Source organism: Riemerella anatipestifer (assembly GCF_035666175.1).
Classification (GTDB): domain Bacteria; phylum Bacteroidota; class Bacteroidia; order Flavobacteriales; family Weeksellaceae; genus Riemerella; species Riemerella anatipestifer_D.
Map to the genome: position 1 here is coordinate 102968 of NZ_CP142016.1, position 16453 is coordinate 119420.

General features: G+C 34.7%; 14 protein-coding genes. 8 read left to right on the forward strand and 6 right to left on the reverse strand.

Annotation, left to right across the window (positions count from 1 at the left end; all coding sequences use genetic code 11):
- The first annotated feature begins 4 nt into the window (after window positions 1-4).
- A complete protein-coding gene (locus VIX88_RS00455; protein WP_064970160.1) occupies window positions 5-697 on the forward strand; it encodes a Bax inhibitor-1 family protein in 693 nt (230 codons plus the stop codon).
- A gap of 72 nt (window positions 698-769) precedes the next feature.
- Here the strand turns inward: VIX88_RS00455 and VIX88_RS00460 are convergent, their stop codons facing one another.
- Window positions 770-1429, reverse strand: a complete 660-nt coding sequence (locus VIX88_RS00460) for a hypothetical protein (RefSeq protein WP_014938769.1) — start codon at window positions 1427-1429, stop codon at window positions 770-772.
- A 481-nt stretch (window positions 1430-1910) separates the two neighbouring features.
- Window positions 1911-4346, reverse strand: a complete 2436-nt coding sequence (locus tag VIX88_RS00465; protein WP_310503708.1) for a hypothetical protein — start codon at window positions 4344-4346, stop codon at window positions 1911-1913.
- 155 nt (window positions 4347-4501) lie between these two features.
- On the opposite strand from VIX88_RS00465, the gene VIX88_RS00470 reads away from it, so the two are divergent.
- Both VIX88_RS00470 and VIX88_RS00475 read left to right on the forward strand, forming a co-directional pair.
- Complete coding sequence (locus tag VIX88_RS00470) at window positions 4502-5857, forward strand: deoxyguanosinetriphosphate triphosphohydrolase (protein ID WP_064971280.1); 1356 nt, start codon at window positions 4502-4504, stop codon at window positions 5855-5857.
- Window positions 5858-5914: 57 nt separating this feature from the next.
- Window positions 5915-6214 carry a DUF493 domain-containing protein gene (locus VIX88_RS00475; RefSeq protein WP_014938766.1) on the forward strand — a complete coding sequence of 100 codons (300 nt, stop codon included), beginning with the start codon at window positions 5915-5917 and terminating at the stop codon, window positions 6212-6214.
- 26 nt (window positions 6215-6240) lie between these two features.
- Here VIX88_RS00475 and VIX88_RS00480 read toward each other — a convergent pair whose 3' ends face one another.
- The gene (locus VIX88_RS00480; protein WP_004919352.1) at window positions 6241-6951 is read right to left on the reverse strand and encodes a DUF4294 domain-containing protein; all 711 of its coding nucleotides are present in this window, start codon (window positions 6949-6951) and stop codon (window positions 6241-6243) included.
- A 54-nt stretch (window positions 6952-7005) separates the two neighbouring features.
- Here VIX88_RS00480 and VIX88_RS00485 point away from each other — a divergent pair, with 54 nt between their 5' ends.
- Both VIX88_RS00485 and VIX88_RS00490 read left to right on the forward strand, forming a co-directional pair.
- Window positions 7006-8082 (forward strand): M42 family metallopeptidase, encoded by a 1077-nt coding sequence (locus VIX88_RS00485; RefSeq protein ID WP_014938765.1) that lies wholly within the window; start codon window positions 7006-7008, stop codon window positions 8080-8082.
- 100 nt (window positions 8083-8182) lie between these two features.
- Entirely contained in the window at window positions 8183-8506 is a 324-nt protein-coding gene (locus tag VIX88_RS00490) for a hypothetical protein (protein WP_237190348.1), read from the forward strand.
- Here the strand turns inward: VIX88_RS00490 and VIX88_RS00495 are convergent.
- Window positions 8499-9377: an IS982-like element ISRa1 family transposase gene (locus VIX88_RS00495; protein WP_127919811.1), complete on the reverse strand. Its 879-nt coding sequence runs from the start codon at window positions 9375-9377 to the stop codon at window positions 8499-8501. The two genes, VIX88_RS00490 and VIX88_RS00495, sit on opposite strands and share 8 nt — an antisense overlap.
- A 69-nt stretch (window positions 9378-9446) precedes the next feature.
- Window positions 9447-9593: a hypothetical protein gene (locus tag VIX88_RS00500; RefSeq protein ID WP_154212606.1), complete on the reverse strand. Its 147-nt coding sequence runs from the start codon at window positions 9591-9593 to the stop codon at window positions 9447-9449.
- A 443-nt stretch (window positions 9594-10036) separates the two neighbouring features.
- Here VIX88_RS00500 and VIX88_RS00505 point away from each other — a divergent pair, with 443 nt between their 5' ends.
- From VIX88_RS00505 to VIX88_RS00515, 3 genes are all read left to right on the forward strand, one after another.
- Complete coding sequence (locus VIX88_RS00505; RefSeq protein ID WP_064971233.1) at window positions 10037-10459, forward strand: helix-turn-helix domain-containing protein; 423 nt, start codon at window positions 10037-10039, stop codon at window positions 10457-10459.
- A 185-nt stretch (window positions 10460-10644) separates the two neighbouring features.
- Complete coding sequence (locus VIX88_RS00510) at window positions 10645-11076, forward strand: DUF4268 domain-containing protein (protein ID WP_064971232.1); 432 nt, start codon at window positions 10645-10647, stop codon at window positions 11074-11076.
- An 82-nt stretch (window positions 11077-11158) separates the two neighbouring features.
- Window positions 11159-13279 (forward strand): S46 family peptidase, encoded by a 2121-nt coding sequence (locus VIX88_RS00515; protein WP_374761061.1) that lies wholly within the window; start codon window positions 11159-11161, stop codon window positions 13277-13279.
- 59 nt (window positions 13280-13338) lie between these two features.
- Here the strand turns inward: VIX88_RS00515 and VIX88_RS00520 are convergent, their stop codons facing one another.
- Window positions 13339-16203: a M16 family metallopeptidase gene (locus VIX88_RS00520; protein WP_064971231.1), complete on the reverse strand. Its 2865-nt coding sequence runs from the start codon at window positions 16201-16203 to the stop codon at window positions 13339-13341.
- Between the last annotated feature and the right edge of the window lie 250 nt (window positions 16204-16453).

Consider the following 16453-nt stretch of genomic DNA (forward strand, 5'->3'; position numbering starts at 1 on the left):
TCTTATGGAATATTCTAATGATTTACTAGTGGCACAGGCTACAGATGTTGAAAAAGCAACATTCTACAAGAAAACTTATACTCACTTAGCATTAGCGGTATTGGCTTTTGTGGTGGTAGAGAGTCTTCTTATTAGTGTGGTCCCTGAAGAAATTATTATTTCTATGATTTCTGGGAAGTATATTTGGCTTTTGATACTAGGAGGCTTTTGGTTAGCTTCTATTTTAGCAAACAAATGGACACTGTCTCAGAATAAAAACACGCAGTATATGGGGCTTGGCTTCTATGTATTATTGCAGGCGATTATCTTTTTGCCAATGATTTACATTGCAATGTTTTATAGCGACCCAACTCTAATACCACAGGCAGCTATTATTACTCTAGCATTGTTTGGCGGGCTTACGGGAGTAGCGTTTACCAGCAAAAGAGATTTTTCGTTCCTAAGAAACATTATTGTAGTTGGTGGTTTCGTGGCTTTAGGTCTTATTATAGCTGGAGCTCTTTTCGGGTTTAATCTTGGACTTTGGTTCTCAGTAGGTATGGTACTTTTGGCATCAGCGAGTATCTTATACGAAACACAAAAACTACAATTTACTTATACCAAAAGTCAGTATGTAGGAGCTTCTCTACAATTGTTTGCTTCTGTAATGCTCCTGTTCTGGTATGTATTAAGAATTTTAATGTCTAGAAGAGATTAAAAGTATTTTGCTTAAAAAAGATAAAAAATCCTGAACCAAACAGTTCAGGATTTTTTTTAGACTTCTTCAATTTTAACTTCTGACGAACTTGCCGATGCTTTCCAGCAGTTGTGGGCGGTCGTCTAAGGCGATTTGGGCTACGGCGTAAAACTCCCGAACCCAATCGGAAAGGGTGGCAAAGGCTTTGTTTTTCTGTTGGGTGGCATCTTGGCTTTCGCCTTTTTCTTTTTCGTAAGCCGCACGGAGGGTTTCTACTTGTTGGATTTGTGCGATTTGAGCATCAACCGCCGCTTTATTGATTTTGAATTTTTCTAACAGTGGTTGGGCTTCGCTGTGGCTTTGGGCTTGTTCGTAAAAGGTTTTGATTTCTTGCATTGCTTTGAGATAAGCGGCGGACAAACTCCCATCGAGGGCGAGGGTTTTCCAAAGTTCGGGCTTTTTCATTAGGGCGACTTTGGCTATTTTGCGGTGCTTGCTGTAGGTTTTCTTTAGAACATCAAAGGCGTCTGAAAACCGGGCATAGGCTTCTTTTTCTTCGGCGGTTTCTTGTTGGTTTTGGTTGTAGAGTTGCTGGGTGTGGTCGAATAGGGCTTTGCCTTCGGCGATTTTGGCATCATCGTAGCCATAGTCTGCCAATTCGGTTTTTAAATCTTGTACCTCATCTAAATTGGCGAATAATACGCGGTAGTTTTCGAGGTACTGGAGTTCGGAAATTCTTTTTGCTCTGTTCATAGTAGTAAGATTTAGTGATTAATATTTAGTTTATTAAATTATTTTTAATTTTTCGCTCAAAAACCACTCATTCCTCTATCGCCCCGAGTCGTTTTCGTATTTTTCACCAACAATTTAGGTCGCCCATTATCATTCTTCTATCGCCCCGCGTCATTCTTGTATCGCCCACCAACTTTTTGGGTCGCCCCGAGCCTTTCTTCTATTGCCCGTACTTATTCTTGTATCGCCCACACCCATTTTTGTGTCGCCCTAAGTGGTTTTTGATGGATTGTGGGTTAAAGTTAAGGATTTTTTGTATAATATATATATCATCGTTCATCTATTTTGCCTCTTTAAAGTCTGGATATATCTTTTTTACCCAATCTAATCGATTTAAGTCTTCCATAATTTTAGACAATATTTATTCTATGCATTTATATTCTCAGCATGTTGTATAGTATGCGTTTTTTAATCAATTTATTTTATGCTTTTACTACTTCTACTATTCTTTCAGAAAACCGTATTGATAAACTTTTGGAGTAATTTTTTGAGCTAAGTCTTTCAGAGTATCTCTAAGTTGGGTAATGAGTTTTGTGTAATGTTGGTCTGAGCTACGAGAGTTCATTCTACCTTTGCTATTACGTCCTTGAAAATACTCTCGTATATCGTATAGACTGGCGTTAGGCTCAGCGTTAGGTTGAGTATGATAGTAGCACCAAAGGGCTTTACCTGCTTGGAATACAGCTTGAGCTTCTGTGGAGAATTGCAACGGTTCTGTGGGAACCAGTGGTGGAATTTCTTCCAAAGCAAAGAGAGGTGCTTCTTGTGATTTTTTTGTGTATTTAAGTTTACCCTTTATAAAATCAGTCATAAATGAGCTGTCAAACTTATCTTGTGCATTCACTTCTTGCTCAGTAAAGGGTATCCAGTGGTTGGTGCCTTCTTGGGAAGATATGTTGTTGTTAAATAGTGTATAGGCAAGGCAGTCATTTTGGAATTCTATGTCTGTTCTCCAGTCTTCATTGGGGTAAAGGAATTGGTCTCTATCGTTAAGCCATGTGGCGGGAATGACTTTACGAACAGCATAATATATTGAAATAGGAATTAAATTTTTATCGTAGATTCTAGTATGCCTTCCTCCTTTTTTCCAAAGTTCCTTTGAAACATTATCAATGAATATCATTCTTTGATTTTGAAAGTCATTTCCTACAGATGCTAAATGCCCTATTTGAAAGGATTGTATTTTTGAGAAAGATACGAGCCAATCACTTATATACTTATAGTTATCATAAGTTGTAATTTCTTTTGTGTTTACAAAGTTGGTTTTAGCATCATAAATATCTGCGGTAATTTGTTTAAAAACTTCTTTTTTATTCAAATTCCATATCAAAAAACCAATTGGAAAATGACCTTTGACATTATCAAAAGTATTAGCAGGAACTACAAAAATTTTTTCGAGCTTCGCTCGGAAGAAACTTCGGAAATCCGAAAAGTTTGGTGCTTGCAGAATTTTCAACTTTGAAAATTCTGCAAGCACACAGTTAGGGATTTCAGCATAAATTCTAGCAAAAAACTGTGCGAAAAGTTCACTTCCTGCCTTCCCAATTATATTTTGATATTTTACATGAGTATTGCTTATGTGTACATCTCTTCTTCCAATACCACGAACATTATCACCTTCTGCATATGGTGGGTTGATATAGATGATTAATTTTTTGCGTTTTTCTTCATCGTTAATAATGTCTTGTAAACTTTGTGGGAGTTTGCTAAAATCATCGTTCAGAAAATCAAACTGAAATACATGGCTTTTTAGGAGGTTAGCACCGTGGTCTATACGCTCGTGCATTACATTTACATCTGCCATGTCTAGCGTGCTTGCCCAGATATTGTATTTGTTGGTAAGTCCTGCTAATAGGTTGCCTGTGCCAGCAGCACAGTCCCAAATGTAGTAGTCGTCTTGCCAATTTTCACCTAGATAATCGGTAAGGTATTTTTGGGAAAGTTCTACCCATTTTCTTGGGGTAAAGAATGCTCCTTTGCGTTCACGAATATCTTGTGGTACAAGGAGGTCTCTCCGTTCAATGATGTATTCCTGAAATTCAGTAATGGGTGGACGCTTGTAGCGTTTCCAAAATTGTTGGTAAGCGTTTTTGTTGCGTATGCCGATAGTGGCATCAAACATTTGGCGGAGGTTTTCTTTAGAAATTTTATAGCCTTGGTTTTCGTAAATTACAAATAGACTATCGCGTATGGAGGTATCGTCTTCAAGTTTTTGAGTATCCTTATCATCTACAAAAATATCGGCAAGGTAGAAGTCACTGTCTAAAATGTTATTTTTCTTGAGTTCGTCCCAATCAACATCAATTGTAGGCTTTACTATTTCTAGCCAGCGGAGGTAGATGGGGATAAAGTTGTTTTTATCTATTTTGATTTTTCGTACTTCAGAGGCATTAGCAATATTATTTTTAATAAAGAAACGCAGTTCCTTTTCGTCGGTTTCGTAATCGTACACATAGGAAGTGTTTTTCAAAGTCTGGTCTATGCGTTCTTTGATGAGTTGAAACTCTTTAGTAGTGTGGTTGCTGGGAGTTACATTCCAATTAAAATCGTTAAGGTAGAAAATATCTTGGATATTGATGTAAGGTACAAAAGCGATTTTTTGTCCATCAAATGCACCAAGAAATGCAGGAGGATAGGCTTTATCAAAAGTTCGTGCCTTGCCAATAGTGAGGATAAGTTGTACGAACATAGCAGTGGTGTCATAGTTTCCTGTTTTGGCTTCTGCCCATAGGAGGGCGGTTCTGCCAAAAATATTTTCCTGTCTTGGTAGTACGGTAAAGTCTATATTGCCTACTATTTCGGTAGTGTCATAATCTTTAAAAAAGTCTGTCCCGACTTTGTTTTTGAGTTCTTCTTCACGAATATTTTTGTATTTCATAAGACTACATGTTACGATTATTTTGTAAAGAAGGTATAAGCCCTCTTATTGAGAAAAGCAAATATACAACTTTCAAGGGTTTTGAATGTTTTTGTAAGTAGGAGTATATTATTATTTACTTATTTTTGCTCCCTAAATTATTTGTGTGTTTTAATATGGATTTAAACCAACTTTTCACCAATCAAAGAACAGGTAACGACCCTAATACCAAAGTTTCTCGAAACGATTTCCAAAGGGATTATGATAGAATTATATTCTCTTCGGCTTTCAGAAGGTTGCAAAATAAAACGCAAGTGTTCCCATTGCCAGGGAGTGTTTTCGTGCATAATAGGCTTACGCATTCGTTGGAGGTTTCTTCTGTTGGGCGGAGTTTAGGAAGTCTAGCGGGAGCTTTCTTGGTGGAAACTTTTAAGAATGATTTATCCGAAACAGCAAAACACTTCTATACTTATCAGCTAGGAGAGGTTATCGCAGCGGCTTGTCTTTGCCACGATATAGGTAACCCTGCTTTTGGACATTCGGGAGAAGATGCCATCGCAAGTTATTTCACTAGGAATGAAAGTGAACTTAAACCTAAATTCGCACCTAACGAATGGGCAGATTTTATCAATTTTGAAGGAAATGCCAATGCGATAAGAGTGCTTACCAATAAGCAAGTAGGAAAGGAAAAAGGAGGCATTCAACTTACCCATACTACTTTAGCGAGTATCGCAAAGTATCCTTGTGAGGCGATAGCTAAAGATAAAAGTGTTCTGCACCGAAAGAAGTTTGGATTCTTCCAAAGCGAAAAAGAAACTTTTAAGCACATTGCCGAAAATACAGCAATGATACAGGAAACTCAAAATCCGTTAGGCTACAAAAGACACCCTTTTGTGTGGTTGGTAGAAGCGGCAGATGATATTTGCTACAATATCATAGATATGGAAGACGCCCATAGATTGGGGATTGTAAATACTTCGGATTGTAAAAACTTGTTTTATGATTTAATAAAATCCATAGAGATTGACACTAAAAAGATAGACCAAAAACTAAGTGTAATTACGGATAGTAACGAGCAAATTTCTTATTTAAGAGCTAAAGTCATCAACTCTTTAATTAACAAGTCTATTGAAATATTTAAAGATAATGCGGTAGATTTATTAGAAGGGAATTTTGCTAGTTCGTTGCTTGGCATTTACCAAAAAGAAAATGATGCCCTCCAAAAGATAGAGAAATTTTCCGTTGAAAAAATATATAATCATAAAGCAGTAGTAGAGATTGAAAACGCGGGTTATAATGTAATGTATGAGTTGCTAAATCACTTTATTCCTTCGGCGGTTCTAGCCCCTTCGGAGCGAAAAGGTTATGATAAAAAGGCTCTTCAGCTAATTCCTAATCAGTTTAGGGTAGAGGAGGGAAGTGTGTATCAAAAAGTATTGGGCGTATTAGATTTTGTAAGCGGTATGACAGATAACTACGCCACCGACCTTTACCGAAAAATTAAAGGAATTGATATTGGTATGACGATGTAGGACGATAATAATCCTAAAACTTATTTTGTATCTTTGCTCGGCAAAATAAGTAAGACTATGGTAGAAACATTTGAAGACGACGCAACTAAAGACCCTTATCATTCGTTTAGAGAGAAACTAAATGAAGCCCACGATTTTCCTTCGGATTATCTTTTTAAATTTATTTTCCCTAATGATAAGGCTAAACTTACAGAAATTTATCAGATTTTTGATAATACTCAAAACTCCATATCTACCAAGGAAAGTAAGAATGGTAAGTACATCTCTGCCAGTATCCAAGCGTTTGTTCTAGATGCAAATCAGGTGATTAACCTTTATAAAGAAGTTCATAAGATAGAAGGCGTAATAATGCTATAAATCACGTTTAAAGTAAGAAAGGAATATTACTCCTTTCTTACTTTAAAATTTTTATGCCCTTCATAAGGTGCAAAATAACCTAGATTCCAATAAGATTGTAGTAGAGATTCTACAAATTCATCGTGTCTATTTCTGTATGGGTCGTAAGGTTCTTTTATATCTACATCAGCAATATTCCCCTTTACATTCCACCAGAAAGCACTCCAGCCTCCTCTTAATTCTTTTATAATATCGTACACGCTTTTGCCTGTGGCTCTGTACATTAGTTTGGCAAAAATACGACCTTCGGAGGTGGTTAAATCTCTTAGTTTTTTTTCGTAGGCTTGTGCAAGTTCTTCTTGTTTAGCTTTTATGTATTTTCTTTTTTCAGATTTATCATCAAGACGAGAGGTGTAGTTATTTATTTCGTTATATTGTTCTAAAGCGGTGATAAATAAAGGGTAAACTCGGTTCAATTTTTTACTTAAAAAGAAATAATAATTTTTATCTAACTGATTATTAAATCTAGGCTTGTTTGGAATAACTACTTCATCTAAAACGATTACTGTTTCGCCCTCAATTTCGTAGATTTTAGCTTGTTGTTTCGCATCGTAATAATAGTAATTTCCGTAGTCATCTTTCTTGAGTAATTCCTTTGGATATTGTGATAGCGCCTTTACAACAAGGGTATCCTTTTGTGCTTTAGACATAAAACCGATACACAAAAAAATAATCAGTAGATTTATTTTAAAATTCATTACTTTTACCTTCTCAAAATAAAAACTGTTTAATATCAAAAATTATTCCTTTTTATGAAATTTGAAAAGAAATCTTTAAAATTTTTAGAACAATACCTTAATACAGCTTCTCCTACAGGATATGAACACGCTGGACAGAAATTATGGATGGATTACATCAAGCCCTATGTAGATGAAGTAAGAACAGACCATTATGGGACGGCTTACGGAATCATCAATCCTGATGCTCCGTTCAAAGTAGTTATAGAAGCTCACGCTGACGAAATTTCTTGGTATGTTAATTATATTACTGAAGATGGACTTATCTATGTGATTAGAAATGGTGGTTCAGACCAAAGTATTGCTCCATCTAAAGTAGTAAATATCCACGGAGAAAAAGGCATTGTAAAAGGTGTTTTTGGGTGGCCTGCGATACATACTAGAGCTAAACAGGAAGAGCCTGTACCTAAAATAGAAAATATATTCATAGACTGTGGAGCGAAGTCTAAAGAGGAGGTGGAAAAAATGGGTATCTACGTTGGTTGTATGATTACTTATCCTGATACCTTTTTTGAACTTAACGACCGCTATTTTGTATGTCGTGCGTTGGATAATAGGATAGGTGGCTTTATGATAGCCGAAGTGGCTAGACTACTAAAAGAAAATAAAAATAAACTGCCATTTGGACTGTATATTACCAATTCTGTACAGGAGGAAGTTGGGCTTTACGGTGCCGAAATGATAGCTAACACCATTAAACCTAATATCGCTATCGTAACCGATGTTACCCACGATACTACGACGCCTTTTATTGACAAGAAAAAAGAAGGAGAACAAAAATGTGGCGATGGACCTGTGGTTTTCTTCGCTCCTAGTGTACACCATAACATTAGAACTCTAATTACAGATACCGCTAAAGCTAAAAAAATTCCTTTCCAAAGAGCCGCTTCTAGCCGTGTTACAGGGACAGATACTGATGCTTTTGCTCATTCTAATGGTGGCGTACCTTCTGCACTTATTTCGCTTCCGTTAAGGTATATGCATACTACGGTAGAGATGGTGGATAAAACTGATGTGCAAAATGTAATTAAACTCATTTATGAAACACTTCTTAAAATAACTCCTGAAATGGAACTGAAGTATCATAAGTAACCACTGAAAAATTTTTGAGACTTTATATTTTTTTGTTATAATTGTTGTCTGGCTAGTATAGTATGAAAATCGATATAACCAATTTAAAACACTAAATATTATGAAAAAAAGCATTCAATTTGTTCTACTTTTTGTTTCGTTTGTAGTATTTTCTCAAACAACGAGGTTTATCTATGATTTTAAATATAAAACCGATTCCACAGCAACTTCTTACCAAAGTGAATCAATGGTATTGGAGTTAAATAATGACGAGATTCAGTTTTATGAACAAAAAGCGATAAGGATAGATTCACTAAATGCTCTGAATAACAATGGTTCATCAAGCTATACTTTTGAATTTGCGAAGATTAAAAGAAAACTATCCACTTCAACCAATAAGAATTACTATTTTCTTAGAGGAGAACTCGTTGTGCATTTTAAATAATACTGATTTTTAGATGATTTAATTTTCTTTGGAAGATAAATTTATTGATATATTGAATAACCGTTGCGGCGGTTATTTTACTGATTATCCTTGTTTTAAAGCCTTCAAAAGTTTTAGCATAGTTTCTTTTAATCATAAATTGGTCGCAAAGTTGAGAGAAAAATGTCTCAATTCGTTTTCGCTTTTTCTTGTACAATGAAAATTGAGGAATATAATCTTTCTGATTACTTCTCATTGGTGTATCTAATTTAATATTAGCATAGTTAAATAAATCTATTTGAACTTTTGCTGATAAATAGCCTCTATCTCCAATTAAAGTACAGTTTCGCATTTGCTCACCACTATCTTTTAAATAGTGGATGTCGTGAACGGATGCAGGGCTTATATCAAAATTCTTAATCACACCATTTAAAGAACATACTGCGTGTAGTTTATAGCCATAGAAATATAATTTCTGTGAAGCACAATAACCATATGTTGGTGAAGAATAGGATTGCTCTTTACAAATTTTTGAACGAGTAGAACGAGCGTTTTCACAAACTTTCATTGGCATGCTATCAACGATAAAAATATCTTCAAACTCATTGAACTCCATCGAAATACGCTGTCTAATTTGCTCTGTTTGTAGGGATAGTCTTCGTTTTCGCTTATTGTAAACACTTCTTTCAATTTTGTTTATCAGAGAGTTTGGCAATTTTCTAAATAACTGTAATTCGCTATCAATACTCAAGTATTCAGCAGTAATATTAAGACTTATGACTTCTAAATCGCTCATTTTAGGTGTTCTTCTCTGATAACTAATCAGTTGATTTTCTGAAAAAAGTCCTAAAACTTCCAAAATTCTTTCATATATTTGCTCTATGTTGTTCATTTATACCGTTTTATAGCAAAAACAATATACTGATTTTCAGTCTAATAAACAACTCTTGTTTTTTTCATTTCATAATGCACAACGGGTTATATTAGAAAATCCTACATCCTCATATAATGAAATAAAGAAGACACAAGCTCCTTTAGGCATATCATTAGTAACTAATGATGCTGTTTTTGTAACAAACTCAGCAAATTTTCTTTTTTCTTCGCCCATATCTAAAAATTTAATTGTTGTAATAAAAAGAAAGGCACTGCAACTCGTCTAGTCTAAACCGCATATTGTTTTTGAAAGTTGAGGAAAATATAGCGGTTTCTTCGTGCCTTTCTGCAAGATTAACAGGTAACCTGTTAGTTTTTTTTACATTTTTTATGTAAAAAATTTTTCAAAGCCATTGGCTTTATAAAATTCAATGTAATTAGGTAAAAACAATGTTTTTGAGTTCCTTTTCACCTGTTTATTTAAGGCAGTCTGCGTACACTTTACATGTAAGCATAGCCTTAGATTAAAGTCGTTGTTGTTTTTTATTTTATTTTTTAATTCTTCGGGAAGAATAAAAAAATCATTACATTTGTCTTCCATTTTGTACGCCATTTTGGTAAAGCAAAATTACATAATTTATATAAAAAACAACAAAAAATTACATAATTTGTGTAAAAATGAATGAAAGAAAAATAGATAAGGCTGTATTTCAGAAGTTTAAAGATGAAGTGGAGAAGTTGAAAAAGGAAAAAAAAATGAAGAAAAGTGATATTGCCCAGGCTTTAGGGTATGAAAAATATCAAACTTTCTCTAATATCCTGCAAGGGATTACAAAATTATCGTTGGAAGACCTGCTTAATTTTTGTGATATTTTTGGATATGATATTTCATATTTTATGAACAATTCAAATGAAAAGGAAAAGCACATTGAGATGATGAATATAAACACCATAAAAACAAGAATGAAAAATATAGAACAGCAGATAGATGTAGTATCTAAGACCAATGATATGATGAAACAGCTCTATATCTCAGGCATTACATTAGCCGAAAGTCAAATATCAAATCTTAGAAATTTAAGAGCTTTAATTGGGCATTAGTCACAATTCTGTCCCAATAAAAAAATAAGTATAACTATAAACTACGGTAAACAAGGAGGTTAATAAATATTTGAACGCTTGGGTAATATTTCCTTCGCGTTCACCAACCGCCTTTTTTAGGGCGGTTTTTTATTTATAACAAAATTGATTATCCTAGATTTAGTGCCAATAAAATAAAATGCAATATGTTTAGCAAGCAAGAAGCAGCACAACTGAAAAAAGAATTCTGGATTGCCTTTGGGAAATCTTTCCCTAGAAAATGGCTTCTTTATAATACCAAAATTAAAGATTTTTCATTTAAGTTTTTTGCCGATAACAAAAAGGCAATGGTGTGCTTAGATATAGAGATTAAGGAGGAACTTTTCAGAAATGCTTACTTTGAAAAAATACAATCTTTACAATCTATTTTAGATGAAGCTCTTGGTGAGGAGGCTTTTTTTGAAGAAACATTATATTTAGATAATGGTAAAGAAATTAGCCGAGTGTGGGTAGAGTGTGATGGTGTAAGTATTTTTAATAAAGAAAGTTGGCAAAAAATATTTGAGTTTTTTGTAGAAAAAATGATGGCATTTGAAACCGTATTTTATGAGTACGAAGATTTTATAAAAGATATTTAAAGTGAGAACTGTCATTTTATAAATTAGGTTGGTTTTTTCATTTTTCTTATTTTTAGGGCAAAAATTTTTAATAATGATTAAAATGATAAAGAAACCTCTAATACTATCTGCCGTGGTGTTGCCTGCTGTAATGGCGTTTGCACAGCAATACGGAGGAATGTGGATGCCAACGGAGCTCAATGAGAAAGAAATGAAAGAGCTGGGAATGAAAATATCTGCAAAAGATATCTTCAATCCAGAAAAGCCTAGTATTAAAGATGCAGTGGTACAGTTCAACGGAGGGTGTACTGCAGAAGTTATTTCTCCTAAAGGGCTTATTATTACCAATCATCATTGTGGTTATGGGCAGATACAATCTCACTCTAGTGTAGAAAAAGATTATCTAAAAGATGGTTTTTGGGCTAAAAATATGGGAGAAGAGTTACCTAATCCTGGGGTAACTGTAGACTTTATTGTGGATATTAAAAATGTAACCAACGAAGTTTTAAAAGGAAATCCAAGTCTTTCTGAGCAAAATATCAAGGATAATATAGAGGCTTTAAAAAAATCGTTTAAACTAGAACCTTATCAGCATATTGTGGTAAAGCCTGTATATTATGGTAATCAATATTATGCTTATGTCATAGAAACTTTCAAAGATGTTCGTTTGGTAGGAGCTCCACCGTCTTCTATTGGCAAGTTTGGTAGTGATACAGATAATTGGGTTTGGCCTAGACATACGGGAGATTTCTCTATGTTCCGTGTTTATGCAGATAAAAATAACAAACCTGCAGAATATTCTAAAGATAACATTCCGTACAAACCAAAACATTTTTTACCAATTTCTATCAAAGACAAAAAAGAAAACGATTTTACTTTTGTATTTGGTTTTCCAGGGAGAACGCAGGAATATCTACCATCTATCGCTGTGGAAAAGATAATGAAAGAGATAGACCCTGCAATGATTTCTATGAGAGAGGTTGCTCTTAAAACTTTGGACGAAAAAATGCGTGTAGATGATGCAACAAGAATAAAGTATGCTTCTAAATATGCCTCGGTAGCCAACTATTGGAAAAAATGGATAGGTGAGGTGGAAGGGCTTAAAAAGTCTAAAGCGGTGGATAAAAAACGAGCGTATGAAGCGGAACTCATCAAAAAGAACCCTGAAATAAAGAAAACTATAGATGAGCTTAATAGACTTTATACAGAGCAATCTGCCTATGCATTGAATAGAGCGTATTATAACGAACTCTTAAGGAATGCAGAGACACTTAATCTAGCTAACCGCTATCTAGATTATCTGTTTAATGTAGAGAAAGGTAAGAATATAGAACCTAAGTTTTTTGAGAGTTTAAAATCTTTTTATAAAGATTACGATGGTGCATTAGATGCTAAAGTAACGGCAAAACTATTGGCTTTATATACCAACAAGACACCTGCGGAATTTCTTCCTAAAGGGTTTGAAGAATTTAAAAATGAAGAGACTAATCTTAAAGTCATAGAAGAATGGAGTAAAAACTCGGTAATTACAGGAAGAAAATCACTTAACGGAGCTTATGTAACGTCTGATTTAGACAAGGTATTTCAGAATAAAGATACTTTAGTAAAAGAGCTTAGTTCTGACCCACTTTTAGGAGTGTTAGCTATGTTACAAACGACTTATGTTCAAGGAACTCAATCTAAGTTTAATGAGTATCAAACCCAAATAGATGCTCAGCTTAAAACCTTTATGGTGCAGCAAATGGCGACGGATAAGGATAGAAAATTCTTCCCAGATGCTAACTCTACACTTAGGGTAACTTACGGAACGGTGCAAGGTTCTAATCCTAGAGATGCTGTATATTACGGATATAAGACTCATACTTCGGGGATTATGGAGAAATATATACCAGGAGATTATGAATTTGATGTTCCTACTCGTCTTATCAATCTTTATCAAAACAAAGATTATGGCATTTATAAAGATGAAACAGGAGAGGTGCCAGTTAATTTTACAGCGACTAATCATACCACAGGAGGTAACTCTGGAAGTCCTGCGTTAGATGCTTACGGTAACTTGATAGGACTTAATTTTGACCGCCAATGGGAAGGTACGATGAGCGACATCAATTACGACCCTAAATTCAGTAGAAATATTATGGTAGATACTAAGTATATCCTATTTATTGTTGATAAATTCGCTAATGCCAAATGGCTTTTAGACGAAATGAAAATTATAAAATAAGAGTATAATTTCTTTCAAAATAGAAAAAGTCAGACAAGTTGTCTGACTTTTTCTTGTTTTTAATAACCAAATAAATCTTCTATGCTTAACTCTTGCACTGTTCCTAAACTTTTTAGATAATTTAAGTCAAGGCTTTTGGTTTGCCCTATAATGGCGGTATGATATGGTATCGGTTTTATGTTTTGATTATAAAAATCAATTAAATCGTCTAAACTAAGCGAGTTTATCTCATCATAAATATCCTTTCTAATGTCGTAGCTGTATCCCCATTTTTGTATCGCAAGATAATTGAAGTACAAATTCTGCTTTGTAAGTCTTTGTGAGGCAATTTGCTTCAGTGCAGAACTTTTAGCATTATTGAATTGCGACTTGACTTGTGGGAATTCGTTCATTAGTTCGTTTATAGAGTTTAAGGCGATTTCCATTTTGTCGGATTGAGTGCCAAGGTAAGATGTTACATAATCATATTTTTTGAGTTGGCTAGGGTAGGTGTAAGATACATAAGCCGAATAAGCCAAAGATTTAGATTCTCGTATTTCTTGAAATACAATAGAAGATAGCCCACGCCCAAAGTATTCATTAAAGACACTTATTCGTCCAAAATTTTTAGGATTGATTTCTTCGCCTCGTCCTACCTTCATTATTTCCACCTGTACCATATCATAATACACTAGATAAACTTTATTTTGGTTAGTGACTGGCTCTGGGTAGTTTTTAGGAGTTGGAGGTGTAAGGGTTCCTTTGGTAAGACCTATATCTAACAATGCTGATTTAAACGCTTCAATATCTTGCCCATAGAAAAATAGTTCATAAGGGTAATCCAATAATATTTGAGTTCTTTGCGTGAAATCTTCCGCCTTAGCCGTTTGTAACCTTTCTTTGGTAATAACATCTCGGAAACGAGAGTTTTCTCCATATTTAGCATAATTTACTAAAGCTCTCGTAATTTGGTTTTTGTCTTTTTTGCTTATTTCACGAGCATCTAAGATGGAGGCTACCATAGTTTGATAAATGGAATTATCAGGCTGTATATTCCTTAGCCAATGCACCATTAGTGCAACTCCTGTAGCAAGATTTTCCTCCAAACCGCCTAACATAATACTAATATTATCTGTACCAACTTGGAAGCTGTAATTAATTCCTATCTTGTAAAACTCTTGTTTAATTTCTTCGGGAGAATAGCGGTCGGTTCCCATATATTCCAAAACTTCTAGCACCAAACCTAGCTCTTTATCATTATCCGTACCCATAGGGAAAATAAAATTCATTTGAGCGAGGTTGTTTTGGGTGTTTCTAATGGAACTGAGTTTAATCCCATTGAGGTTATCCTCTAAAATTTCTTTAGAATAATCGGCAAAAACAGGAGCTATATCGTGAGTTTTCTCTGCGAGGAGTTGCGTTAAAAATTCAGATTGAGCTTCCTTATTGATTTTAATAGGCGTTATTTTAGGGTTTTCTACGCGTATGAGTTTATCATTTTCGCCTCTTTCTTTATAAACTACCACATAATTTTCGCCAAAAAACTCGTTGGCAAAACTAATGACTTCCTCTTTAGTAATGGTTTCGTACAGATTGAGTTCGTTTAGTTCCTCGTTCCATTCTCTTTCTTTAATAAAGGTTTCGTAAAGGAGTGTGGCGAGTCCATCGGCAGTTTCTAGTTGTTTTAATCTACCTTTTTTAATATCGTTGATGATGGCAGGAATGAGCCAATCTGGAAAATCTCCTTTTTTCAAGGCTTCTATTTGGGATAGAATTAAATCCTTCGCTTCGTCCAAAGTTTGATTTTCTTTTGGAACGATGACGATAGATAAAAATCCGTAAGACTTAAATGGAGAATGAAACGCCGATGCTCTTAAGGCGGTTTGTTTTTGATTGATGTTTAAATCAATAAGTCCTACCTCACCGTTGTTTGAAAGGATTTGAGTGCATATCTCGGTAAGTCTAGCTTCTTGAGTACCATAGCTATGAGAACGCCATGCCATCTGAAGTCTAGGTGCAGAAGGACTTTTAATAGTTCTTTTAATGATGTTATTTATAGGTTGCTCTATGATAGGTGTTTTTGGAGGCAACTCTCTAAAAGAAAAAGTGCCAAAATAGCGTTCAGCTAAAGCAATAGTTGGTTCAAAATCTAAATCTCCCACCAAAATAAGGGCATAATTGTTAGGAACATAGTATTCGTTAAAATACTTATGTAAGGCTTCCATAGACGGGTTTTTTAGATGTTCGGCTTTACCGAGGGTGGTTTGTTGTCCGTTGGGGTGATTAGGGAAAAGAGCGTCCATAATTTCATAATGCACCAATCTAAAATCGTTATCTTGGGCTCTGTTGAACTCTTCATAAACTGACTCTAGCTCGGTATGGAATAATCTTAAGGTTAGCTCCGAAAAGCGTTCTTTTTCAACTTTAAACCATTTTTCTAACTCGTTGGACGGGATATTGTTCTTATACACCGTTTCGTCTAGCCAAGTGTGGGCGTTAGTGCCAGAAGCTCCTAGAGAAGATAAAATTTTGTCGTATTCGTTAGGGATAGCATACTGTGCCGCCTCTTGAGAAATGGTATCTATCTCTTTGTAAATTTGCTTTTTTTCTTCCTCGTTTTGGGTGGCTTTGTGCTGCTCAAACAAATCGGATAATTTCTGTAAAAGAGGTCGTTCTTTTTCCCAGTCAAGGCTACCTATTTTAGAAGTGCCTTTAAACATTATATGCTCCAGATAGTGGGCAAGACCAGTATTGTCTTTGGGGTCGTTATTACTTCCTGTTCTTACGGGGATATAAGTTTGTATTCTGGGAGCATCAGAATTTTTGGAGAGGTAAACTTTAAGACCGTTTTTTAGGGTGTATATTCTTACTTGGTTGTCGTCGTTGGTTACCGATAGGTATTCTAGCCCATTCTTATCGGTGTGGGATATTACATCATATTTCATCACTTGCAAAAATCTTTATTGAGGTGCAAAGATACCTTAGTTAGAGTAATAATTGGTAAAATATTTAGAAATGAAGTCAAAAATGGGGTATTTAAAATAAAATTTTTAAATTTGGGGTGCTGTAATATTTTCTAGAACAGACATCATCCGAAAATTATTATTGAAACATTGAAGATGATTTTACAATAAATGAAATAATAGGAGATGGTTTGAAATTGTAGTAAAACTTTGTGTGAGAAAATTTTGCAGT